The following is a 21,607-nucleotide window of genomic DNA, read 5'->3' as shown; positions in this document are numbered from 1 at the left end:
GATCGTCATCCCTGGGGTGTCGGGCCGTCGGTGCGGTCAGGACGGACGGCGCGGCGGGACGCAGCAGACCGTGGGGCAGGTGTCCCACATCGGCAGCTCGCCGAGGCGACGACGCAGCTGCGCGCCGTCCGGGTCGATCCGCTCCCGCACCAGTTCCCGCACCATGGCCACGTAGCGCGGGTCGACGCCGGGGGTGGCGGCCCGGACGAAGTCCAGACCGAGCTGCTTGGCGGTGTCCAGCGCCTCGGTGTCCAGATCCCACACCACCTCCAGGTGGTCGGAGACGAACCCGATCGGGCTGACCACCACCCCGGTCACACCCTGCTCGGCGAGGGCGGCCAGGTGGTCGTTGACGTCCGGCTCCAGCCACGGCACGTGCGGCGGGCCGGAGCGGCTCTGCCAGACCAGGTCGTACGGCAGGTCCGGAGCTGCGGCGGCGTGCACCAGCCGCGCCGTCTCGGCGAGCTGGGCGGTGTACCGGCCGCCGTGCGGGCCGGCGCTGTCGGCGGCCGAGATCGGCACGGAGTGGGCGGTGAAGACCAGTCGGGTGCTCTCCCGCCGGGCCGGGTCGAGCCGGGTCAGCGCCTCGCGTACCGCGTCCACGTGCGGCTCGACGAAACCGGGATGGTCCCAGAACTGCCGCAGCTTCTCGATCGTCGGCGCGTCGGTGCCGACCGCCGCCCGCGCGGCGGTGACGTCCTCCTGGTACTGCCGGCAGGAGGAGTACCCGCCGTAGGCGCTGGTGACGAACGCCAACGCCCGCCGTACGCCGTCGTCGCGCATCTGCGCCACGGTGTCGGCGAGCATCGGGTGCCAGTTCCGGTTGCCCCAGTAGACCGGCAGGTCGAGATCGTGGGCGGCGAAGTCCGCGCGGATCGCGGCGAGCAGGTCCCGGCACTGCTGGTTGATCGGGGACACCCCACCGAAGTGCTGGTAGTGCTCGGCCACCTCGGCCAGCCGCTCCGGCGGCACACCCCGCCCCCGGGTCACGTTCTGCAGGAAGGGCAGCACGTCGTCCGGCCCCTCCGGGCCGCCGAAGGAGAGCAGGACCACCGCGTCGTACGCCATGGGCCCATTCTTGCCGGTGGCCGGCGGCGCCCCGGCAACGCCCCCGGGTCGCCGGCGGTAACGCCCCCGGGTCCCGGATGTTAGGAAGGGTCCCCTGCTATACCGCAGGCGTTAGCAGGGGACCCCTCCTTACATGCCTAGGCGCCGATGGCGTGGTAGCCGCCGTCGACGTGCACGATCTCGCCGGTGGTGGCCGGGAACCAGTCCGACAGCAGCGCCAGGCAGGCGCGCGCGGCCGGTTCCTGGTCGGCCAGGTTCCAGCCCAGCGGAGCCCGCTCGGACCAGGCGTCCTCGAACTGCTCGAAGCCGGGGATCGACTTGGCGGCCATGGTGCGCAGCGGCCCGGCGGAGACCAGGTTGCTGCGGATGCCCTGCTTGCCCAGATGCAGGGCGAGGTAGCGGGAGGCGGACTCCAGCCCGGCCTTGGCCACGCCCATCCAGTCGTAGACCGGCCACGCCTGGGTGGCGTCGAAGGTCAGGCCGACCACCGCGCCGCCCGGCGACATCAGCGGCAGCGCCGCCGTCGCGAGCGACTTGTACGAGTACGTGGAGACGTGCAGCGCGGTCGCCACGTCCTCCCAGGAGGCGTCGAGGAAGCCGCCGCCGAGGCAGCTCTGCGGGGCGAACCCGATCGAGTGCACCACTCCGTCGAGCCCGTCGACGTGCTCCCGGACCTTGTCGGCCAGCCCGGCCAGGTGCTCGGGGTTGGTCACGTCCAGCTCGATGACGGGTGCCGGCTCGGGCAGTCGCCTGGCGATCCGCTCCACCAGCGAGAGCCGGCCGTACCCGGTGAGCACGACCTGCGCGCCGTTCTCCTGGGCGAGCTTCGCCACCGAGAAGGCGATGGAGGCGTCGGTGATGACGCCGGTGACGAGCAGCCGCTTACCGGCCAGCAGTCCGGACATTACGCTCATTCCTCCGTGCTCAGGATCAGTGGCCCATGCCGAGGCCGCCGTCGACCGGGATGACCGCGCCGGAGACGTACCCGGCGCCGTCGCCGGCCAGCCAGGTGACCACCGCGGCGACCTCGTCCGGCGCGGCCATCCGACCGGCCGGGATCGACTTGAGGATCTCCGCCTTGCGCTCCGCGGTCAGCACTGCGGTCATGTCGGTCTCGATGAAGCCGGGCGCGACGACGTTGGCGGTGATGCTCCGGGTGCCCAACTCCCGGGTGATCGAGCGGGCCACCCCGACCAGGCCGGCCTTGCTGGCCGCGTAGTTGACCTGACCGGCGCCGCCGGAGAGGCCGACCACCGAGGACACAAAGATCATGCGCCCCCACTTGGCCCGCAGCATCTTCCCCGAGGCGCGCTTGGCGCAGCGGTACGCACCGGTCAGGTTGGTGTCCAGCACCCGGGTGAACTGCTCCTCGGACATCCGCAGCAGCAGCGTGTCGTCGGTGATCCCGGCGTTGGCGACCAGCACCTCCACCGGCCCCAGCTCCGCCTCGACCGCGCTGAACGCGGCGTCGACCGACTCGGCGTCGGTGATGTCGCACCGCACACCGAACAGCCCCTCCGGCGCCCCACTGCCCCGGTGGGTGATCGCCACCCGGTCGCCCTGCTTGGCGAACGCCTGGGCGATGGCCAGACCGATTCCGCGGTTGCCGCCGGTAACCAGCACAGTTCGAGACACGGTGGGGTCCTCTCCGGAAGATCGCTGCGGGTTGGAGACTAGGCGCTACCGCACGGTAATCACTAACCCGCCCCGCCCGGCACCGGCACCATCCGCGCCGATGAACGGCCGGGCCGGCAGGGCCGGTCGGCCGAGTGGGCCCGTACGCCACCACGGGTGTACGATCATCGCGTTTGCGGGCCGCCCGACGGCACCGCTCGTCCGGACCCCGACCGCAGGAGGTGATCGCTGTGCGAGATAGCGATCCTCCCAGTCGTGGCCGGGCCGACCGCCAGTCACGCTGAGCACCGCTCCGCCTGAGCTGGCACCGCTCCCCACGCACCCCCTGCGCCACCGCCCGGCCCACCCGCCGGGGCGACGGAACGCGCGGGTGCGACCGGAAGCCGTTCGGTCACGACTTCGTGTGCGCCTCCTCGATCCACCCCCACGCGGTCCACCCCGCCCGGACCGCCGTCGCCACCCGGAGCGTTCCATGAGCCGTTACGTCGCCCCGCTGGGCTTCACCCTCGCCGCCGTCTGGGTGGCCGTGCTCTTCGTGCTGGCCAGCAGCACCCACTGACCACGCGCACGGCCGCACCGGTCAGAGCATCCGGGACGACCAGAGCAGACTGAACGCCCCGGCACAGAGCGCCAGCAGCAGGGCGATGCCGGCATACCACTGGGTGATCTCCCGCGCCTCGGTCCGGAAACCGATCGAGCTGCCCATGTCCTGGTACACCTGCTTGAGCTCATTGACCGTGGCCGCCTCGTAGAAGTAGCCCTCGGTCGTCTCGGCCAACTCGGCCAACGCCATCCGGTCCACCGGCACCCGCTGCAACTGCCCACCGATGTCCACGTGCCCGGTGTCGGTGCCGAAGGCGATGGTGGAGACCGGCACGTTCGCCGCCTGCGCCGCCGCAGCCGCCTCCTCCACCGAACGACCGGCCGTCCGGAAGCCGTCGGAGAGCAGCACGATCCGGGCCGGCGGGATACCCGCCGCACCGTCGGCCGGCACCGAACGGATCGCCTCCAGGCAGGTGAAGACCGCCTCACCGGTCGCGGTCGCCTCGGCCAGCACCAGCCCGTCGATGGCGCTGGTCACCGCCGGGCGGTCCTTCGTCGGCGGCACCAGCACGTTGGCCGACTTGGCGAACGACACCAACCCGACGTTGTAGGTCTCGGGCAACTCCCCCACGAACTGCTTGGCCGCCTCCTGCGCGGCCTCCAGCCGACTGGGCGCCACGTCGTCCGCCTGCATCGACAGCGACACGTCGATGGCCAGCATGATGGTGGCCCGTTCCAGCGGCTCCCGGGTGTCCACCGCCGGACGGGCCAGCGCACCGGCCAGCACCAGCAGGGCGAGCAGGAACGCGGTCGCTGGTACGTGCCGTCGCCAGCCCAGCCCCTTCGGCGCCACGGTCCGCAGCAGGTCGACGTTGGTGAACCGCATCGCGTACTCGCGGCGACGCAACTGCCGCCACACGTACAGCGCGGCGAGGGCCAGCACCGGCAGCACCGCCAGCAGCCACCACGGTTGGAGCAGTCGAATCATCGTGTCGTCCCCCGGGTGCGGGCGTGCCGCTGGGCGGCCACGAAACGCACCATGTCCAGCAGCCAGTCTCGGTCCGTACGAAGGCGCAGGTGCGCGGCGCCGGCCGCGCGCATCGCGGCGGAGATCTCAGCCCGCTGGGCGGCAGCCGCCGCCGCGTAGCGGTGCCGCAGGCTCGGGTCGGCGGTCTGCACCTCGTGCAGCTCCCCGGTCTCCGGGTCGACCACCGGCAGCACCCCCACGTCCGGCAGTTCCAGCTCACGCGGGTCGACCACCTCGATCGCCAGCACGTCGTGGCGTACCCGTAGCTTGCGCAGCGGCCGGGCCCACTGGGCCGGCGGGGCGAGGAAGTCGGAGACGACCACCGCGACCCCGCGCCGCCGGGGCGGGCGGTTGAGCATGTCGATCAACGCACCGAGGTCGCCCCGACCCGGCTCGATCGGGGTTGCGGCGATGGCCCGCAACATGCCCTGCGCCTCCTTGCGCCCGGACCGGGCGGGCAGCCGGACCAGACGCCCCGGCCCGGGCGGCTCGGGCGTCGCCCGCCAGCCCCGCCGGGCGGCGGGACGCTCACCACCGCTACCCACCACCGCCCCGATCCGGTTGCCGCCGCGCACGGTCAGGTGTGTGATCGCCGCCGCTGCGGCCACCACCACGTCCCGCTTGAGCCACCGGCCGGTGCCGAAGTCCAGGCTGGCCGACAGGTCCACCGCGAGCCACGTCTCCAACTCCCGGTCGGCCACCGTACGCCGCACGTGCGCGGTGGTGGTCCGCGCGGTCACCGGCCAGTCCATCCGCCGGACGTCATCGCCGGGTCGGTACTCCCGGGACTCACCCGCCTCGCTGCCCGGGCCGGGCAGCAGACCGGCGTAGTCGCCCTGCAACAGCCCGTCCAGCTTCCGGGTGACCATCAGCTGCAACCGGGACAGCACCGCGCCGGAGCGGTTGTCCGCCGCGTTCGGTGACTGCTGGGGTGAAGGGGTGCTCGGGGTCACGGCCGCTGCCCGGGCCACCCTGAGGTCGGCGCCACCGCACCCGGTGGCGTGGCCTGCTGTCGGGGCGCCACCGACGGCAGCGGGATGGTCGACATCACCCGGTGCACCACGTGGTCGGCCGGCACGTCGTCGGCGAGCGCGTCATAGCTGAGGACCAGTCGGTGACGCAGGATGTCCGGCGCAATGTCCTGCACGTCCTGCGGCAGGGCGTAGTCCCGGCCACGCAGCAGCGCCAGCGCCCGGGTCGCCCGGACCAGCCCGAGCGAGGCCCGTGGGCTGGCACCGTACTGGATCAGTTGCGCCACGTCGGGCATGCCGTGCTCCGCTGGCGTACGGGTGGCCAGCACCAGCCGGACCGCGTAGTCGACCAACGCGTTGTGCACGAAGACCTGGTCCGCCTTCTGCTGCAGGGCGATCAGGTCGGCAGTGTCGAAGACCGCGGTGGGTTCGGGTGGGGCCACCCCCATCCGATAGACGATCTCCCGCTCCTCGGCGTCGGTGGGATAGCCCACGACGATCTTCATGAGGAACCGGTCCCGCTGCGCCTCCGGCAGCGGGTAGACGCCCTCCTGCTCGATCGGGTTCTGCGTCGCCATCACCAGGAACGGGTTGGGCACCCGGTGCGTCTCGCCGCCAATCGAGACCTGACGCTCGCTCATCACCTCCAGCAGCGCCGACTGCACCTTGGCCGGCGCCCGGTTGATCTCGTCGGCGAGCAGGAAGTTGACGAACACCGGACCCAGCTCGACGTCGAACTTCTCGCTGGACTGCCGATAGATCCGGGTACCCATGATGTCGGCCGGCACCAGGTCCGGGGTGAACTGCACCCGGGCGAACGACCCGCCGACCACCCGGGCGAGCGTCTCCACCGCGAGCGTCTTGGCCACCCCGGGTACGCCCTCCAGCAGGCAGTGCCCTCGGGCGAGCAGCGCCACGAACATCCGTTCGACCATCCGGTCCTGCCCGACGATCACCCGCTTGATCTCGAACAGCGCCCGCTCCAGCAGCGTGGCGTCCTGCGCCGGAGTGGTCGGCAAAGAGACCGCCGAGGGCGTTGCCCCGTTCGGCGTCGGAGCGTCGGGCGTGGTCGGCTGGGCCACCGGTCCTCCACAGCGTGCTCGGTCGTAGCGGCGTGTGCGTCACCAAGCCTCGCATGCCCGACTGAGTACCGACTGGGGGAGCGACCGATTTCCGCCACGCCGTTGCCCGCCAGGCGAATCGCCGATCGCCAGTGGACAGATGCCGCCCCCGCGTGTGTACCATTCTTCCGTCGCCGGGCGGCTTCCCCCGTGGCCGCCCGGCGCTCACTCTTTCCCCTCGCCCTAGACTGGGTGCGATGGACGATTCCGACACTCCCGTCGAGGCTCTGATCTGTTCGGCCCGAGGGTGTCGCACCCCCGCCGGGTGGGCACTGCGCTGGAACAATCCCCGCCTGCACACGCCGGAACGGCGCAAGACCTGGCTCGCCTGCGAACTCCACCGCCCGTCTCTCGGTGACTTCCTCACCGCGCGGGGCTTCCTGCGTGAGGTCACCCCGCTCCCGGGATCGCCTACGCTCGAAGAGTGAACGCGTACAACGGACTTTCATGGTGAGCGCGAGGAGTGAGCTTGCGAGCCCCGCAGCCGCGAACGGGGCCAGCTCGGTGAGCGCGAGGAGTGAGCTTGCGAGCCCCGCAGCCGCGAACGAAAGATCAGCTCGGTGAACGATGACGCCCCGAACGCCTCGGTGTCGTCCGGTCCGCTGGAGCCCTGGCCGGACACCGTACGGTGGCAGTCGATCTCGTCCGACCTGATCTGGGTGGAACTGCTGCGCCTGTCGGCCGTGGTGGTCGTCGTCTCGATGGGCATCGGCATCGGCTGGGCGCTCAGCGGCACCTGGCCGTTCGGCGCGGCGCTCGGTGCCGTGCTGCTGTTCGCGGTCTGGCGGGCGGTGACCATCGTCCGCGCGGTACGCGCCTGGGGCTACGCCGAACGTGAGGACGATCTCCTGGTCCGGCACGGGCTGTTGGTGCGCCGCCTCTCCATCGTCCCGTACTCCCGGATGCAGTTCGTCGACGTCAGCGCCGGCCCGTTGGAGCGGGCGTTCGACCTGGCGACCGTGCAGTTGCACACCGCGGCGGCGGCCAGCGACGCGCGGGTGCCGGGCCTGCGTCCGGCCGAGGCGTCCCGGCTGCGGGATCGGCTCACCGCGCTGGGCGAGGACCGGGCGGAAGGGCTGTGACGGGCCCGGTCGGGGCGGCACCGGACCGACCCGAGCCCCGCACGGGCGACCTGGCGCCACCGGTCACCGATCCGGGACCACCCGACACGGACACCTCGGCGGTACCGCCACCGGAGCAGACCCAGGGCGGACCACCGGCTGGGCCCGCGCCATCCGCCCCGCCCGTCACCCCCGGCACGCCGTTCCCGCAGGCGACGCCCCACCAACCGGGCACGCCGTATCCGCACGGGATGTCGCATCCACAGGGCGGGCCACACCAGCCGGGCGCGCCGTACCCGCACGGCGGACCCCACCAACCGGGCGCGCCGTACCCGCCCGGGATCCTGTACCCGCCGGGAGCGCCCTACCCGCACGGCGCGCCGTACCCGCCGTATCCCGTCGGGCCGGGGTACCCGCCCGGCGGGTCGCCGGACGCGGCGCAGGAGCGGCAGCGGCTGCATCCGCTGAGCCCGGCGCTGCACGGCGCGAAGTCGTTGGCCGTGGTCATCGCCGGACTGTCCTGGTCGACGCTGTCCCGGGTCGGGTTCGGGTGGTTCGTGGCCATGGTGATCGTGCTCGCGCTCGGCGCCACCGTGCTGGCCGTGATCAGTTGGTACTACACCGGCTACCAGGTGGTGGGCCGGGAACTGCGCATCCACGAGGGGCTGCTCTGGCGGCGGACCCGGGCCATCCCGCTGGAACGGCTCCAGGCCGTCGAGGTGGTCCGCCCGCTGTTGGCCCAGCTCACCGGCCTTGCCGAACTACGGCTGGAGGTGGTCGGGGGCGGCAAGACGGAGGCACCGCTGGCGTACCTCAGCGTGGCCGAGGCGTCGGCGTTGCGCCAGCGGCTGCTGGCGCTCGCGGGCGGGCCGGCCGTCGCCCAGGCCCGGACGGGAGCAGCGGTGGCGGGCGGGCCAGCGGATCAGCAGCCGGAGACGACGGCCGGCGAGGAAGCCGGCCCGCCGCCGGGACGGCCGTTGCACGCGGTCGAGAACCGGGACCTGCTGATCAGCCAGTTGCTGACGCCGCAGGCGTTCCTGCTGCCGCTCGGCGTGGCCTTCGTCACCGTGCAGTTCCTGTCGGAGGGATCGTGGTCGTTCATCGCGGTGGCGAGCACGCTGACCGCGATGGCGGGCATCCTGCTGCAACCCGTTCGTCGGGTGCTCGATGACTGGCGGTTCCAGCTCGCGCGGGACGCCGACCGGCTGCGCATCCGCAACGGCCTGCTGGAGACGCGGGTGCAGACGGTGCCGCTGCACCGGGTGCAGACGGTGGGGATGACCTGGCCGCTGCTCTGGCGGATGAAGGGCTGGCTGCGGATGCGCCTTGAGGTGGCGGGCTACGCGGCGGGCGAGCCCGACCAGCGCAACCGGCCGGACCGGCTGCTGCCGGTCGGGGACCTGGCGACCGGGGAGACGATCCTCGCCGAGGTGCTGCCCGGGGTCACCCTGGCGTCGTTGCCGCTGGTCCCGCCGCCGAGCCGGGCCCGCTGGGTGAACCCGCTGAGCCGTCAGGTGCTCGGCGCCGGACTGACCGACGAGGTCTTCGCCGTCCGGTCCGGGCTGCTCACCCGTCAACTGACCATGGTGCCGTACGCCCGGTTCCAGAGCGTCCGGGTGGTGCAGGGCCCGATCCAGCGGCTGCTCGGTCTGGCGACCGTGCACGTGGACACCGCCGGTGGGGCCGGCGCGGCGGCCGTCGACCGCGACGTCGCCGACGCCTGGGCGCTGGCGGCCGAGCTGACCGCCCGGGGCGAGGCCGCCCGTCGCGGCTGACGGCCGCCGGTCAGCGGGTGGCCGGGACCACCGGTGGTTCGGCCGGTGCGTCCCGGTCGTCCGGGGGTGGGTCGGTGGCGGCCCGGCGGGCCTTGCGTCGGGCCCACCACCGCTCGGCCGCGCCGACCGCCAGGAAGGTCATTCCGACGTACGCCCAACCGACCAGCACGTCGATCACGTAGTGCTCGCCGCTGTAGACCAGGGTGAAGGTCATCGCCAGCGGGTACGCCAGCAGCAGCGGCCACCACCGGCGTCGGACGCTGTTCAGGAAGAACAGCACCACGAACAGCGCGAAGGCGGTGTGCAGCGACGGCATCGCGGCCACCGGGTTCGAGGCGAGCTGGCCGGCGTTGAGCAGGTTGCCGGCGCCGTGCATGCCGAACGCCCGCCAGCCACGGGTGGAGATCCGGGCGACCTCCTCGATCAGCCCGTTCTGCGCCGCCCACCACGGCGGCGCGGCCGGGTACAGGAAGTAGGTGACCAGGCCGGTGGCGCAGAGGAAGAACCAGCGCCGCATGAAGGCCGCCCAGCGGCTGCGCTCCCGCATCCAGAGCACGGTGGCGGCGGCCAGCGCCGCCACGAAGTGCGAGAAGTACACCCAGCTGACCAGTACGTCCCACCACCGCACCTCGGGGTGGTAGAGATGCTGCTGCAACCAGACGGTGGGCACCTGACCGTCCATGGCCCAGCCGAACATCAGCCGGTCCGCCAGGATCAGCTCGTACGCGTGCGGGACCGTCCCGTCGTGATAGGCGAAGCCCCGGGACAGGTTGTAGGCGACCAGCAGCAGCACCACCGGCACCCAGTCCCGGGCGAAGCGCAGGTGACTGCGCCACGGGCGGGCGGAGTTCCAGGCGATGGTCCCCGCCCAGATCCAGAAGAACGCGTACAGCGGGTCGGTGGGCAGGCCGATGACGAGCCAGCCCGCCACGAAGGCGACGCTCCACACCGACATCGCGATCACGCGGCGGCGACCGCCGTCGGGCGAGGCGGACGGCTCGGTCGGGGCCGGGGGCTGGGGGTCGGTCACGGCAGACATCGCGGACAAGGTTAACGGCGCACCCTGTGGCGTCCCACGCAGGACCACCTGCGTGCCGCGCCGCCGTGTCGGCACCGACGTCGGCGCGGCGAAGCGGAGCCGGACGGGGGCCATCCGGCGGCACGCGTCGCCGAGGACGCGGCGAGCCCCTACGCTGTGGCCATGCAGGCGCAGTCGGATCTCGCCCTGACTCCGGGTCTGTCCGCCCGGGTCGAGTTGACCGTCACCGACGCCGACACCGCCGAGGCGGTCGGCTCCGGTGACGTGCCGGTGCTCGGCACCCCTCGGGTGTTGGCGCTGGCCGAGGCGGCGACGGTGGCGGCGAGCGCGCCCCACCTGCCCGCCGGCTCGACCAGCGTGGGCACCCGGGTCGAGTTGACGCACCTGGCCGCCACGCCGGTGGGCCGTACGGTGGTGGCGCAGGCCAGCCTGGCCACGGTCGACCGGCGCCGGCTGGTCTTCGACGTCGAGGTGACCGAGGGCGGACAGCGGGTGGCCGAGGGCCGGGTGGAGCGGGTGGTGGTCGACCGGCAGCGGTTCGTCGAACGCGCCGGCCGACCGTCATGACCGTCCGCTTCGTCGAGGTCGCCGACCGGGTGCACGTGCTGCGCGAGCCCCTGCTCGCGGTCAACGTCACGCTGGTCTGCGGTGCCGGCGAGGCGCTGCTGGTCGACACGCTCTCCAGCGCGCGGCAGGCCGCCGAACTGGCCGCCGCCGTCCGGGCGGTCACCGGTGATCCGCTGACGGTCGTCAACACCCATCACCACTACGACCACTGGTTCGGCAACGCCACGTTCGCCGCCGACCCGCCCCGCCCGGTCTGGGCACACGACCTCGCCGCCGAGGCGATGCGCGGCGACCCGGACGGGCTGCGCCGCCAGGCGTACGCGGAACTGCGCGACGAGCATCCGGAGCTGGCCGCCGAACTGGCCGACACGCCGCTGCTGGCCCCCACCCGCACGGTCCGGACCGAGGCCGCCCTCGACGTCGGCGGCCGGCAGGTGGTGCTGCGGCACCCCGGGCGCGGCCACACCGACGCCGACCTGGTGGTGCAGGTGCCCGACGCCGACGTGCTGGTCGCCGGTGACCTGGTGGAGCAGTCCGGCCCACCGGCGTTCGAGGACTCCTTCCCGTTGCAGTGGCCCGACGCGGTGGCCGAGCTGTTGCGGTGGAGCACCCCGGCGACGGTGGTGGTGCCCGGGCACGGTGAGCCGGTCGACGCCGAGTTCGTCCGGGCACAGCACGCCCAGTTGGCCGAGCTGGCCTGGCTGATCCGGGCCGGGCACACCGGCAGCGCGCCGCCGGAGCGGGTCGCCGCCGAGGCACCCTTCCCGGCCCGTCCGGCGCTGATCGCGGCCCGCCGTGGCTACGCCGAGCTGGACGGCACCGCCTGATCCGGCGCCCTCAGTCGGCGAAGCGCTCGCGCACCTGCGTCCGGGTCGGCATGGCCACGGCCCCGCCCGGCCGTTCGCAGACGAGCCCGGCGACCCGTAGCGCGAAGGCCACCCGCCCGGTCCAGCCGCCCGGCTCGGTGGGCTCGCCGTCGACGAGCAGGTCCGCGACGAGCGCGGCCATCACCGAGTCGCCCGCGCCGGTGGCGTCGACCGCGTCCACCCTCGGCGCGGGTACGCGTACCGGATCGGCGCCGGCGGCGGCGACCACCGCGCCCTCGGGGCCCAGGGTTACCACGACGGTGCCCGCCCCCACCTCGCGCAGGTACGCCGCCACCGACTCCACCGGCTCGCCCGGGTAGAGCAGCTCCGCGTCGGCGGCGCTCAGCTTGACCAGGTGCGCACCGGCGGCGAACTCGGCGACCACCCCGCGCAGCTCGGTCAGCGCCTGCGGACCGTCCAGCAGCCGGGGACGGACGTTGGGATCGAACACCCGCAGCCCGGACGCCAGCGACCAGGCCCGACGGGCGGCGGCCAGGGTGGCCGGCTCCAGCAGCACGATCGACCCGCAGTAGAGCACGTCGGCGCCCTCGACCAGCGTCGCGTCGACGTCGTCGGCGGTGAGCAGCGCGTAGGAGGGCGGGTCGCCGTAGAAACGGAAGTCCGGCTCGGGGCCGGCGAAGGTGGTGACGGCCAACGTGGTCGGCACCGGGGCGGTGCGCGTCCCGACCGTCCCGACCCGCTCGGCGGCCAGCAGGGCACGGATCCGTCCGGCCAGCACGTCGTCGCCGAGCGAGCCGACGAACTGCACCGCGCCGCCGAGCCGGGCGATGCCGACGGCCACGTTCAGCGGGCCGCCGCCGACGGCCTGCCGGAAGACGGGCCCGCCGTCGCTCTCGGTGTCGAGCAGGTCGACGAGCGCCTCGCCGAGCACCACCGCGTATCCCATCCCGGTCCCTTCCGTCGGCCGTCCGCTGCCGCCCAGGCTGGCACAGCGATCTGCCGCCGGGCGTGCACGCCACGGTATTGGCGGGCACCGGCCGACGCGAGCCGGCATCGCGCACATCGAGGAACAGCTATTGCATCGACGGCGTCGGCATGCTGGGATGGTGGTGCCGGATGGCGCGGGGGCTGCGCGTCATCGGTGCCGGGTCATGGACACGCGAGGGCATACACACGCGTCGACACATCACTGGCGGCATCGTGCCGGGAGGGCATAGACCCCGTGCACACGTCGCCGCATCGTCGCATTCGCCCCTAGCTGCGGGAGCGAACTCTCACCCTCCCGCGCGCTTCGGCGGGGCCACCCCGCACGGTGTGCCCCGCGAGTCAGGAGAACCTGTGCACCGACCTCGTCTGGCCGCGATGTTCTTCGCGGCCGTCACTCTCGCCGCGAGCGCGGTCGTCGCCGTGACGGCCAGTCCCGATCCGGCCGCCGCGCACGGCGCGGCGATGACGCCGGGCGCCCGTACGTTCCTGTGCTGGCGCGACGGCCTCTCCCCCACCGGTGAGATCCGGCCGCAGAACCCGGCCTGTTCCGCCGCGGTCGCCCAGTCCGGTGCCAACTCGCTGTACAACTGGTTCAGCGTGCTGCGCTCGGACGCCAACGGGCGGACCACCGGCTTCATCCCCGACGGCCAGCTGTGCAGCGGCGGCGCCACCGGCTTCCGCGGCTTCGACCTGGCCCGCAACGACTGGCCGATCACCCACCTGACCGCCGGCCGGTCCATCGAGTTCCGGTACAGCAACTGGGCGCACCACCCGGGCACGTTCTACTTCTACGTGACCAAGAACAGCTGGAGCCCGACCCGGGCGCTGGCCTGGAGCGACCTGGAGGAGCAGCCGTTCCTGACGGTGACCAACCCGCCGCAGCGCGGCGCGGTCGGCACCAACGACGGCCACTACTACTTCACCGGGACCCTGCCGGCCAACAAGACCGGCCGGCACATCATCTACTCGCGGTGGGTCCGCTCGGACAGCCAGGAGAACTTCTTCGGCTGCTCCGACGTGGCCTTCGACGGCGGCAACGGTGAGGTGACCGGGATCGGTGGCGGCACGACCCCGCCGCCCACCACCCCGCCGCCCACCACGCCTCCGCCGACCACCCCGCCGCCGACCACGCCTCCGCCCACCACCCCGCCGGCCGGCACCGGTGGCTGCGCTGCCACCCTGCGGGTGACCAGCACCTGGTCCGGTGGTTTCCAGGGCGAGGTCGAGGTCAGGAACAACGGCACCGCAGCGCTCAACGGCTGGACCGCGAGCTGGACCTGGCCGAGCGGCCAGCAGATCAGCCAGGTCTGGAACGCGACCCAGACCTCGTCCGGGTCGACGGTGTCCGCGACGAACGTCGCCTACAACGGAAGCCTCGGCGTCAACAGCAGCACGACGTTCGGCTTCCTGGCCAGCGGTAGCAGCACCTCACTACCGACGGCCACCTGCGCCGCCCGCTGACGCGGTCGAACGCGAAACGGCCCCCCTGCGGACTTCCGCAGGGGGGCTCGTCCGTGTCTGAGGTCAGCGCACCATGGACCCGACGACGGGCTTGGTGAGCAGCGCGGACTGGTTGCGCTGGATGCCCGGGTCCAGCGTCTTGGCCACGAAGATGGCGTGCCAGACGCAGAAGATCAGGACCGTCCACACCTTGCGGGAGTGGTCGGCCTCCTCGCGCTTGTGCTCGTCCAGCAGGCGCAGCGCGTACGACAGGTCGAGCAGGTCACCGGCGCCGGAGGTGCTCAGCACGTGCCGGGCCCACTCGTACATCTCGCCGCGCAGCCACACCCGGGTCGGGGTCGGGAAGCCCAGCTTCTTGCGGTTGACGATGGCCGGAGGTACCACGCCCTGCAACGCCTGGCGCATGGCGTACTTGGTGGCGTCGGATCGGGGCGGCAGCTTCAGGTCGACCGGGATCTTCGCCGCGACCTCGAACACGTCGCGGTCGAGGAAGGGCACCCGCACCTCCAGCGAGTGCGCCATGGAGATCCGGTCGGCCTTGACCAGGATGTCCCCGCGCAGCCAGGTGTAGAGGTCGACGTACTGCATCTTGGTGACGTCGTCCAGCTCGGTGCACTCGGCGTAGATCGGCGCGGTGACGTCGGTGTAGCGCACCGAGGGGTCGTAACGACGCATCAGGTGCCGCTTCTCCTCCTCGGTGAACATCCGCGCGTTGCCGTAGTAGCGCTCCTCGAGCGGCGTGGTGCCGCGCTCCAGGAAGCTCTTGCCCTTGACCCCCTGCGGGATGGCCTTGGAGACCGCCCGCAGACCCTTCTGGACCCCGCCGGGCAGCCCGTTGACGCTGCTCAGCGACAGCGGCTCGCGATAGATCGTGTACCCGCCGAAGAACTCGTCCGCGCCCTCGCCGGAGAGCACCACGGTGACGTGCTCGGCGGCCTTCTTGGCCACGAAGTAGAGCGGCACCAGCGCCGGGTCGGCCACGGGGTCGTCCAGGTGCCAGACGATCTTCGGCAGCGCGTCGATCATGTCCTGCGGCCCGATCTTCGTCGGGATCGTGGTCACGTCGAGGTGGCGGGCCGACTCCTGGGCGACGTCGATCTCCGAGTACCCGGGCACGTCGTAGCCGACGGTGAAGGTGAGGATGTTCGGGTTGAACTCGCGGGCCAGCGCCACCACCGCGGTGGAGTCGATGCCGCTGGACAGGAACGACCCGACCGGCACGTCGGAGCGCATGTGCATGCGGACGCTCTCGCGCAGCGTCTCACGGATCTCGTGGTAGAGCTTCTGCTCGTCGGCGACCGGGCCGGGCCGGAACACCGGCCGGTACCAGCGCCGCACGTCGATCCGGCCGCCCGGGGTCCAGGTGAGGTACTCGCCCGAACCGATCCGGCTGATCCCCTTGTGCAGGGTGCCCGGCTCGGGGACGTACTGCAGGGTCAGGTAGTGGCTCAGGTTCGCGGTGTCCACCCCGGCGTCCCCGGCGTACGCGGACTGCGCGAACGGCAGCAGGGCCTTCTTCTCCGAGGCGAGGTAGAGCCCGTCGGCGGTCTCCAGGTAGTGCAGCGGCTTGATGCCGTAGTAGTCGCGGGCGCCGAACGCCCGGCGCTCCTGCCGGTCCCAGATGACGAAGGCGAACATGCCACGCAGCCGGGTGAGCACCTGCTCGCCCCAGTAGTGGTAACCGGCGACGATCACCTCGCCGTCACCGTTGGTGGCGAACCGGGCCCCGTAGTCGCGGATCAGCTCCTCGCGCAGCTCGATGTAGTTGTAGATCTCGCCGTTGAAGGTGAGCAGGTAACGGCCGTCGGCGTAGGGCAGCGGCTCGTGGCTGAGCGCCACGTCGATGATCGCGAGCCGCTTGTGGGCGAACACCCCGTCCGCGTACCGGCCGGAGGCGTCCCCGACCACCTCGACGCCGGTCTCGTCCGGGCCGCGGTGGTGCAGGCATTCCAGCGCTGCGGCGATGTTGTCGCGGTGGGCGGCGGCGTCGCCGCGGGCACTGAAAAAGGCCAGGAGTCCGCACATGGCCGTCATCTTTCCACGCGTCCGGTTCGGGCGTCGCAGCACTGCCGGGCTCTGGACCGGAACGGGTTTCGGGGTACCGTCGGCACCAGCGATGCGGCGAAGGGAGCGGGGAATGACAGAGGAACGCACCGACGGCAAGCCGGCCGACGGCACGGAGTCGCACGACCCGGATTTCCCCCCGGCGTTCCTGTCGTTCATGCGGCAGGGGTGGCGGGACACCGGGCTGCCGGTCGGCCCCCGGCCGGAGGTACCGAACTACGCCAAGCGCCGCGCGGCCCTCTCCGCGGCCTTCCCCGGCGAGACGCTGGTGATCCCCACCGGCGGCGAGAAGGTCCGCGCCAACGACACCGAGTACCGGTTCCGCCCGGGCAGCGACTTCGCGTACCTGACCGGGGACTACGACCCGGACGGGGTCCTGGTGCTGCGGCCCAACGGCTCGGGGCACGACGCCACGCTGTTCATGCGCCCCCGCTCCTCACGGGAGACCGACGAGTTCTTCCGCAGCCGCCACGGTGAACTGTGGGTGGGCCGCCGGCACACCCTGGCCGAGAAGTCGACCGAGCTGGGGCTGCCCACCGCCGACCTGACCGAACTGGAGGCGGCGCTGGGCGACCTGGCCCCGGCGCGTACCCGGGTGCTGCGCGGGTTCGACGCCTCGGTGGACTCGGCCGTGCGCCCGTACGACGGGCCCCGGGCCGACGGCCAGCCGGCCCGCGACCGGGAACTCGCGATCGCCGTCTCGGAGTTGAAGCTGGTCAAGGACGAGTGGGAGATCGCCCAGCTCCAGGACGCGATCGACGCGACGGTACGCGGCTTCGAGGACGTGGCCCGGGTGCTGCCGGCCGACCGGGGCGTCTCGGAGCGACTGCTGGAGGGCGTCTTCGCGCTGCGCGCCCGGCACGACGGCAACGACGTCGGGTACGGCTCGATCGTCGGGGCCGGCGAGCACGCCACGATCCTGCACTGGGTGCACAACCACGGCGTCACCCGTCCGGGTGAGCTGCTGCTGATGGACATGGGCGTGGAGGGGCACCACCTCTACACCGCCGACGTGACCCGGGTGCTGCCGGTTGACGGCCGGTTCACCCCGTTGCAACGCCAGGTCTACGACATCGTGTACGCCTCGCAGCAGGCCGGCATCGAGTTCATCAAGCCCGGCGTGACGTTCAAGGATGTCCACCTGACCTGCATGCGGGTGCTCGCCGAGGGGCTGGCCGAGCTGGGGCTGCTGCCGGTGAGTGTGGACGAGGCGATGGACGAGAAGTCGACCGTGTACCGGCGGTGGACGCTGCACGGCTTCGGGCACATGCTCGGCATCGACGTGCACGACTGCTCCCACGCCCGCAAGGAGATGTACCGGGACGGCACGCTGGGCGAGGGCTACGTGCTCACCGTCGAGCCGGGGCTGTACTTCCAGCCGGAGGACGAGCTGGTGCCGGAGGAGCTGCGGGGCGTCGGCATCCGGATCGAGGACGACGTCCTGGTCACCGCGGCCGGTGCGGCGAACCTGTCGGCCGGCCTGCCGCGTCGGGCCGACGAGGTGGAGACCTGGCTTGCCGAGCAGCGCGAGGCGGGACCCCGCCTGCCGGGCTGACTCCGGCACGACCACACCGAAGGGCCCGGCCCGGCGGACCGCGACGCGACGTCGCGTTCCCGCCGGGCCGGGCCTTCGGTGTTCGTACGGGTCACCCGCTTCCCACCCGGGCTGACTTGACCGTCGTGTGCCCGAAGTGAGGGTAATGCGGGGTTTTTTCGGATACGCCCTTCTCGCGAGGATCCTTCTCATACGGTGGTCATCGGAGGCTGCAACCGATTTGTAGCTTCTCGCGCTGCATTGGGACGGCGCGAGCCTGTTTGGTAGCAGGAAAGGGCGGAAAGCTCTGATGTCCAATGACCTAACGACTCCCTACGGTGAGGGCCCGATGGCCGCACCGAGACGAGGACGACGCAAACTTTGGGTGGCCGCCGGTGTGGCGGGTCTGACCGGGGTCGTCGGCCTGGCGGCGGTGGGCGGCCTCGCCGCCCGTGACCAGAAGTCCGGCGGAGCCGAGCAGACGTCGAACACGCAGGCGTCCGCGCCCAAACAGAACGTCAGCGACACGGGCAAGGCCGAGGACATCGGCGGTGAGAAGGCCGCCGAGGGCAACCGGAACGACAAGGACGAGCGGCACGGCAAGGAGGAGCGCGGCGGCAAGGGCGAGGGTCGGCAACGCGTCAAGGAGGTGCCCTGCGACACCGACAAGCTGATCGACGCGATCACGCAGGCCAATCGGACCGACGGCGCCACGCTGAAGCTGGCCGAGCACTGCACCTACACGCTGACCCGGCACGACCAGTGGGGCAACGGGCTGCCGAGGATCAACCAGCCGATCACGCTCAAGGGCGACAAGACCAGGATCGAGCGGGATTCCACCGCCAAGCCGTTCCGCATTCTCAACGTCGGACCGGGCGGGGAGCTGACCCTCAAGGGCCTGACCATCAAGGGCGGCCAACTCGCCGACGAGCAGCAGAAGGACCGCTCGAAGGACCGCGTGCGGTGGGGATCGACCGAGCCGGCGAACGGCGCACGTGCCGCCGCGCCGGAGGCGGCGGCCACGACGGCCGAGCCCGGCGCCGCTGCGACACCGACGCCGTGGCCCACCGACGGCCACGGGCACACGCCCACCGAGGGTGCCGGCCTCCTGGTTCACCAGGGCGGTAGCGCCGTCGTCGAGCACAGCGTCTTCGTGCAGAACCACGCGGCCGGTGACGGCGGCGCGATCGCCAACTTCGGCACCACCCGCGTCGCCGGAACCCTGATCGAGCGCAACAGCGCCGGTGGCTTCGGCGGTGGCGTCTTCAACGGCGGGGTGCTCAAGATCGAGGACTCCGAACTGTCGCGCAACAGCGCCGAGTACGGCGGTGGCGGACTCGCCAACGGCTCGTCAAGCAAGAACGGGTTCGAGGCCGGCACCGTCTTCGTCGTGAAGAGCGAGGTCAGCCACAACCGGACCGCGGGCGACGGCGGCGGCCTGGCCGACAACGGCGGAACCACCTCGGTCAGCCACAGCCAGATCACCGGCAACACCGCAGGTTCCGACGTGGGCGGTGTGCTCGCCGACACGGGCAGCCAACTGACCCTCACGCACACCCTGGTCGCGAGGAACTCCACCGAGGGCCGGGCCGGCGGGGTCGGCGTCGCCAAGGGAGCCAAGGCGGTCATCGAGCACAGCCTGGTGAAGGAGAACGTCTCCGACTCCGACGGCGGCGGCCTGTTCACCTTCGGCCTCGCCGTGCTGCGGGACACCGAGGTCCTCGGCAACCAGGCGGTCGGCGAGCACGCGCGGGCCGGCGGCATCTTCAACGACGGCGGCAAGGTCAGCCTGATCCGGACGAAGGTGGCCGCCAACTTCGCCACCAAGAAGCCGGGCGGTATCTACACCACCAACGACCGCGTCGACATCGACAGCAAGTCGACCGTCGTCGACAACCGGCCCACGAACTGCCTGGGCAGCCCGGTCGTCCCCGACCGCTGCTTCGGCTGACCACGAGTAGAGCGACACCACATAACCGGGGGCTCCTCCGGGCCACCACCCGGTGGCCCGGAGGAGCCCTCGCCCGTGACGGGGCCCGCGAGGTGGATCGACCCGGATCAGCACCAGCGTGCCCCAGAGCGCGGCAAACGAACCTAATGTGGGTTCATTTCGCATTTGCCTTCGAAGTGAGGAAGGTTCTCATACCTTGGGTTTCGGGAGCTACAACCGTTTTGTAGCGGGGGACGCCCGCCTGTGGCGGAGCGGCCTCCTCTGGTACGACGAGAGGGCAGAGAGCTCCGATGTCCAACTACCTACCGAACGATGATGATCGGCCGACTGCGTCGAAGCGTCGCCGCAAGCTCTGGGTCGCCAGCGGTGTAGCCGGGCTGACCGGCGTGGTCAGCATTGCCGCGGTCGGCGTCGCCGGGGCCGGGGCGGTCACTGGTGAGAACGTGAAGTGGTCGACCGCCCAGCAGGTCAGCAAGGACGGCCACCAGAGCGACGACCGCGGCGGCAAGAAGGACCGCGACCGGCACGACGAGCGGGGGAAGGAGGTGCCCTGCGACACCGACAAGCTGATCGAGGCGATCACGCTCGCCAACAACCGCAACGGCGCGACGCTCGAGTTGGCCGAGCACTGCACCTACAAGCTGACCCGGCACGACAAGTGGGGCAACGGTCTGCCGGAGATCAAGCAGCCGATCACCCTCAAGGGCAAGAAGACCAAGATCGAACGGGACGCCACAGCCGACTCGTTCCGTATCCTCAACGTCGGCCCCGGCGGGGAACTGACCCTCAAGGGACTGACCATCAAGGGCGGGCAGACCGCGCCGCACAAGAAGCTGTCGGCACCGGCGCCGCACGAGGCGTGGTCGCAGTTCTCGGGCTCCGGTGAGGCCACCGCGGCGCTGGACGGCGGCAAGCCGCTGACCACCGCGCTGCAGGCGGCGCCGAAGGCACCGGCAGCCGCACCGGCAGAAGCCACCACCGTCGGCGAGGAGTGGGAGTCCGACGGGCTGGCCGAGGTCGAGGCCAAGGGGACGTGGCAGCCGGGCTTCTTCGACGGCGCGGGCCTGCTGGTGCAGCCGGGCGGCCGGGCGGATGTCCACGGGACCGAGTTCGTCGCCAACCAGTCCGGTGCCAGCGGTGGCGCGGTGGCCAACTACGGCCAGACCACGATCAGCGAGAGCCTGGTCGACGAGAACACCGCCTTCCTCTTCGGCGGCGGCATCCTCAACGTCGGGGTGCTCAAGCTCGAGAAGTCGGCGGTGGCGGACAACCAGGCGGTGATCGGCGGCGCCGGCATCTCCAACGGACTGGTCAAGCTGAAGCCGCACAAGGACAAGCTGCACCCGGCCGGCTTCGACAACGGCACGTTGTTCGTCGAGAAGTCGGAGATCGAGGGCAACGAGACCACCGGCTTCGGTGGCGGCATCCTCGACATCGGCGGTGAGGCCATCGTCAAGCACTCGAAGATCTCCGACAACACCGCGCTGATCGCCGGTGGCGGCCTCCTCGGTGCCAAGAAGAGCCAGCTCACCCTGGCCCACACCACGGTCGCCAAGAACAGCACCGCGGGTGTCGGCGGCGGCCTGGCGGTGGTGGACAAGAGCACCGCCACGGTCGACGACAGCAGCATCAAGGAGAACGTCGCCGGCTTCTTCGGCGCCGGCCTGTTCAACGACGAGAGCAAGACCACGCTGCGGCACAGCGAGGTCACCGGCAACCGTGCCGTCGGCCCGCACGCCACCGGCGGGGGGATCTTCAACAAGAACGGCTGGGTCTACCTGACCAAGACCCAGGTCGCCCACAACTTCGCCACGAAGAAGCCGGGTGGTGTCTTCACCACCAACGACGGCGTGGTGTTGGACGACAAGTCGACCGTCACCGACAACCGCCCCACCAACTGCCTCGGCAGCCCGGTGGTTCCGGACGGCTGCTTCGGCTGACAGTGGTGACACCGGCCCTGGCCGGGGACCGGCCTC

At 71.8% G+C, this 21,607-nt stretch carries 19 protein-coding genes; 10 read left to right on the top strand and 9 right to left on the bottom strand.

Features of this window, described 5'->3' with window-relative positions:
* Positions 1–36 precede the first annotated feature (36 nt).
* From ABT008_RS14695 to fabG, 3 genes are all read right to left on the bottom strand, one after another.
* A complete protein-coding gene (locus ABT008_RS14695; protein WP_350696654.1) occupies positions 37–1,068 on the bottom strand; it encodes a ferrochelatase in 1,032 nt (343 codons plus the stop codon).
* Between the two features lie 137 nt (positions 1,069–1,205).
* Entirely contained in the window at positions 1,206–1,973 is a 768-nt protein-coding gene (gene fabI / locus ABT008_RS14690; RefSeq protein ID WP_350696652.1) for an enoyl-ACP reductase FabI, read from the bottom strand.
* A 25-nt stretch (positions 1,974–1,998) separates the two neighbouring features.
* On the bottom strand, positions 1,999–2,703 hold the full coding sequence (gene fabG / locus ABT008_RS14685; protein ID WP_350696650.1) for a 3-oxoacyl-ACP reductase FabG: 705 nt from the start codon (positions 2,701–2,703) through the stop codon (positions 1,999–2,001).
* Positions 2,704–3,106: 403 nt separating this feature from the next.
* Between fabG and ABT008_RS14680 the strand changes: the two genes are divergently transcribed.
* Entirely contained in the window at positions 3,107–3,262 is a 156-nt protein-coding gene (locus ABT008_RS14680; RefSeq protein ID WP_161595013.1) for a hypothetical protein, read from the top strand.
* Positions 3,263–3,283: 21 nt separating this feature from the next.
* Here the strand turns inward: ABT008_RS14680 and ABT008_RS14675 are convergent, their stop codons facing one another.
* The 3 genes from ABT008_RS14675 to ABT008_RS14665 are packed head-to-tail and all read right to left on the bottom strand — an operon-like array spanning position 3,284 to position 6,326.
* Positions 3,284–4,234 carry a VWA domain-containing protein gene (locus ABT008_RS14675; RefSeq protein ID WP_350696648.1) on the bottom strand — a complete coding sequence of 317 codons (951 nt, stop codon included), beginning with the start codon at positions 4,232–4,234 and terminating at the stop codon, positions 3,284–3,286.
* Positions 4,231–5,244 carry a DUF58 domain-containing protein gene (locus tag ABT008_RS14670; RefSeq protein WP_350696647.1) on the bottom strand — a complete coding sequence of 338 codons (1,014 nt, stop codon included), beginning with the start codon at positions 5,242–5,244 and terminating at the stop codon, positions 4,231–4,233. Before ABT008_RS14670 ends, ABT008_RS14675 begins: the two co-directional genes overlap by 4 nt.
* On the bottom strand, positions 5,223–6,326 hold the full coding sequence (locus tag ABT008_RS14665; RefSeq protein WP_350696646.1) for an AAA family ATPase: 1,104 nt from the start codon (positions 6,324–6,326) through the stop codon (positions 5,223–5,225). Before ABT008_RS14665 ends, ABT008_RS14670 begins: the two co-directional genes overlap by 22 nt.
* Before the next feature lie 236 nt (positions 6,327–6,562).
* On the opposite strand from ABT008_RS14665, the gene ABT008_RS14660 reads away from it, so the two are divergent.
* The 3 genes from ABT008_RS14660 to ABT008_RS14650 all read left to right on the top strand — a co-directional run bounded on the left by ABT008_RS14660 (position 6,563) and on the right by ABT008_RS14650 (position 9,201).
* On the top strand, positions 6,563–6,793 hold the full coding sequence (locus tag ABT008_RS14660) for a hypothetical protein (protein WP_350696644.1): 231 nt from the start codon (positions 6,563–6,565) through the stop codon (positions 6,791–6,793).
* A 132-nt stretch (positions 6,794–6,925) separates the two neighbouring features.
* The gene (locus ABT008_RS14655; protein WP_350696643.1) at positions 6,926–7,447 is read left to right on the top strand and encodes a PH domain-containing protein; all 522 of its coding nucleotides are present in this window, start codon (positions 6,926–6,928) and stop codon (positions 7,445–7,447) included.
* Positions 7,448–7,677: 230 nt separating this feature from the next.
* Positions 7,678–9,201 (top strand): PH domain-containing protein, encoded by a 1,524-nt coding sequence (locus tag ABT008_RS14650; RefSeq protein WP_350696641.1) that lies wholly within the window; start codon positions 7,678–7,680, stop codon positions 9,199–9,201.
* A 10-nt stretch (positions 9,202–9,211) separates the two neighbouring features.
* On the opposite strand, the gene ABT008_RS14645 is transcribed toward ABT008_RS14650, so the two are convergent.
* On the bottom strand, positions 9,212–10,240 hold the full coding sequence (locus tag ABT008_RS14645) for a phosphatase PAP2 family protein (RefSeq protein ID WP_350696640.1): 1,029 nt from the start codon (positions 10,238–10,240) through the stop codon (positions 9,212–9,214).
* A 162-nt stretch (positions 10,241–10,402) separates the two neighbouring features.
* Between ABT008_RS14645 and ABT008_RS14640 the strand changes: the two genes are divergently transcribed.
* Complete coding sequence (locus ABT008_RS14640) at positions 10,403–10,807, top strand: thioesterase family protein (RefSeq protein WP_350696639.1); 405 nt, start codon at positions 10,403–10,405, stop codon at positions 10,805–10,807.
* Positions 10,804–11,634 carry an MBL fold metallo-hydrolase gene (locus tag ABT008_RS14635; protein WP_350696637.1) on the top strand — a complete coding sequence of 277 codons (831 nt, stop codon included), beginning with the start codon at positions 10,804–10,806 and terminating at the stop codon, positions 11,632–11,634. Before ABT008_RS14640 ends, ABT008_RS14635 begins: the two co-directional genes overlap by 4 nt.
* Positions 11,635–11,644: 10 nt before the next feature.
* On the opposite strand, the gene ABT008_RS14630 is transcribed toward ABT008_RS14635, so the two are convergent.
* Complete coding sequence (locus ABT008_RS14630; RefSeq protein ID WP_350696635.1) at positions 11,645–12,580, bottom strand: carbohydrate kinase family protein; 936 nt, start codon at positions 12,578–12,580, stop codon at positions 11,645–11,647.
* 416 nt (positions 12,581–12,996) lie between these two features.
* Here ABT008_RS14630 and ABT008_RS14625 point away from each other — a divergent pair, with 416 nt between their 5' ends.
* Complete coding sequence (locus ABT008_RS14625) at positions 12,997–14,082, top strand: lytic polysaccharide monooxygenase auxiliary activity family 9 protein (RefSeq protein ID WP_350696801.1); 1,086 nt, start codon at positions 12,997–12,999, stop codon at positions 14,080–14,082.
* 63 nt (positions 14,083–14,145) lie between these two features.
* On the opposite strand, the gene asnB is transcribed toward ABT008_RS14625, so the two are convergent.
* Positions 14,146–16,107 (bottom strand): asparagine synthase (glutamine-hydrolyzing), encoded by a 1,962-nt coding sequence (gene asnB / locus ABT008_RS14620; protein ID WP_350696633.1) that lies wholly within the window; start codon positions 16,105–16,107, stop codon positions 14,146–14,148.
* A gap of 112 nt (positions 16,108–16,219) precedes the next feature.
* Between asnB and ABT008_RS14615 the strand changes: the two genes are divergently transcribed.
* The 3 genes from ABT008_RS14615 (at position 16,220) to ABT008_RS14605 (ending at position 21,571) form a co-directional block, all read left to right on the top strand.
* Positions 16,220–17,701 (top strand): aminopeptidase P family protein, encoded by a 1,482-nt coding sequence (locus tag ABT008_RS14615; protein WP_350696632.1) that lies wholly within the window; start codon positions 16,220–16,222, stop codon positions 17,699–17,701.
* 289 nt (positions 17,702–17,990) lie between these two features.
* The gene (locus tag ABT008_RS14610; protein WP_350696631.1) at positions 17,991–19,631 is read left to right on the top strand and encodes a right-handed parallel beta-helix repeat-containing protein; all 1,641 of its coding nucleotides are present in this window, start codon (positions 17,991–17,993) and stop codon (positions 19,629–19,631) included.
* A gap of 290 nt (positions 19,632–19,921) precedes the next feature.
* Entirely contained in the window at positions 19,922–21,571 is a 1,650-nt protein-coding gene (locus ABT008_RS14605; RefSeq protein WP_350696629.1) for a right-handed parallel beta-helix repeat-containing protein, read from the top strand.
* The last annotated feature ends 36 nt before the right edge of the window (positions 21,572–21,607 follow it).

Source organism: Micromonospora sp. NPDC002389 (genome assembly GCF_040296095.1).
Lineage (GTDB): Bacteria > Actinomycetota > Actinomycetes > Mycobacteriales > Micromonosporaceae > Micromonospora.
The sequence above is the reverse complement of the archived record's forward strand: the minus strand, read 5'-3'. Positions and strand labels throughout refer to the sequence as shown.